Genomic DNA, 1509 nt, shown 5'->3' on the forward strand with positions numbered 1-1509 from the left:
GGGCACGACTCGTTCCTGATGACGCGGGAGTAGAGACTTGCATCATCACCGAGACGGTCGTGCCCGCCCCAATCCGCACCCCGATCGTGCGCCATCCCACCTTGAAACCGCAGGTCAGCGGGCATCACTCACGACTTTGCCGAGGCCCTGGGTGGAATCCGTCGACCCATTGTCGACGACGATAATCTCGGCCACAGTATCGCCCTGGTCGAGGACTGTGCGGACGCATTTCTCGATCGTGCGCTCTTCGTTGTAGGCAGGAATGACTACAGAAATCGGCACGGGTGAATACCTCCAAGGCCTTCGGGTAACGACTACAGGGCATGCCGATGCGTGCAGACCGTGAATCGGTCAGGCTCAGCTAGCTGATTTCACTCGTCGAACTCGCGGAATACGGCCCACATGGGGTGCGTGATACTGGATCGACCTAGCGTTCCTCGTCGCGCCCTGTGTCATGAAGATCATGGGCGCGGACGGATACCGGCAAGGTGCGGTCAGCCTCTGGAGTGAACAGCTGTTTGACGGAGAATCGCCCGGTCGTGGGGTTGTAACTGCGGGCAGGGATCCAGATGAGGGTCTGGAAGGCGGAACCCACGAACACAGCGGCCCAGGTCGCCACGAAACCGGCTCGCTTCTTGTGAAGCTTGAAAGCGTTGGGTTCGCACGATGCGTACTTGAAATAGCTCCAGGGCGTGCTCAAGTACCTACGCCCGGAAATCTTCGCATTCATACCGGGGACGACGCCGATCTTGCCGCCCTGTTCGAGGATGCACAGCGACATGTCCGTGTTCTCGTGAATATCCCGGCGGTAGCTCACACGGGAGCTGATCTCTGCCCAGATCTTGCTTGTGATTACACCGTTGAATCCGACGACGCCGCTCGTGTCGAGACACTCTCCGGCCTCGAACTTCGATGCGATGCGCTCTCGGATGGGTCGTTGCAGGCGCACGAAGAAACCCTGGAACGGCATGTCGTGCATGGTGGCCAAACCGGTTCCCGCCGAGTAGTCGGGGAATTTGATGAAGAAAGCCTTGATCGCGGCTGCCCAGCCTGCCGACACGAACGTGTCCGCATCGATTCGCGCAATGAGGTCGCTGGTAGCGGCATGGAAGCCGGCGTACAGGGCATACGGAACGCCGGGTTCGGTCTCGCTCAGCAGTCGGATCTTGTCGGATCGCGACTGTGCTTCGTGGACAACCTGGGCGGTGTTGTCCGTCGAGTTGTTGTCCACGACGATGATCTCGTCGATGTCGGAAATTTGGGCGATCAGTGCATCGAGACAGGCCTGGATGTAGTCCTGTTCGTTGTATGCCGGAATTACGACGGTCAACGTCGGGTTTGTCATTGTGGATCCTCCCCTGGATTGGTGTACTGGTCCTTCCCGATGGCAGGGCCCCGGAAAGATCGGATGAGGCAGCTGTGACCTGCGGATTCGCGGAGGCGGGGCCGGTGTTTTGAGGGTGTGACCTACCGGCTTGGATGGAAGTTGCGAAGCACCCAGCCGAAACC

Annotated in this window: 2 protein-coding genes; both read right to left on the reverse strand. The window is 59.5% G+C overall.

Features of this window, described 5'->3' with window-relative positions:
- Nucleotides 1–114: 114 nt before the first annotated feature.
- Nucleotides 115–282, reverse strand: coding sequence for a glycosyltransferase family 2 protein (locus E0497_RS20305; protein ID WP_206663668.1), 168 nt, complete (start codon nt 280–282; stop codon nt 115–117).
- A gap of 145 nt (nt 283–427) precedes the next feature.
- Nucleotides 428–1345: a glycosyltransferase family A protein gene (locus tag E0497_RS20310; protein ID WP_137726602.1), complete on the reverse strand. Its 918-nt coding sequence runs from the start codon at nt 1343–1345 to the stop codon at nt 428–430.
- Between the last annotated feature and the right edge of the window lie 164 nt (nt 1346–1509).

The sequence above is a fragment of the Prescottella subtropica genome, assembly GCF_005434945.1.
GTDB lineage: Bacteria > Actinomycetota > Actinomycetes > Mycobacteriales > Mycobacteriaceae > Prescottella > Prescottella subtropica.

Bases quoted from the DNA above. Each gene is read 5' to 3' on its own strand.
- E0497_RS20310 (WP_137726602.1), bottom strand. From the start codon at position 1,345: ATGACAAACCCGACGTTGACCGTCGTAATTCCGGCATACAACGAACAG.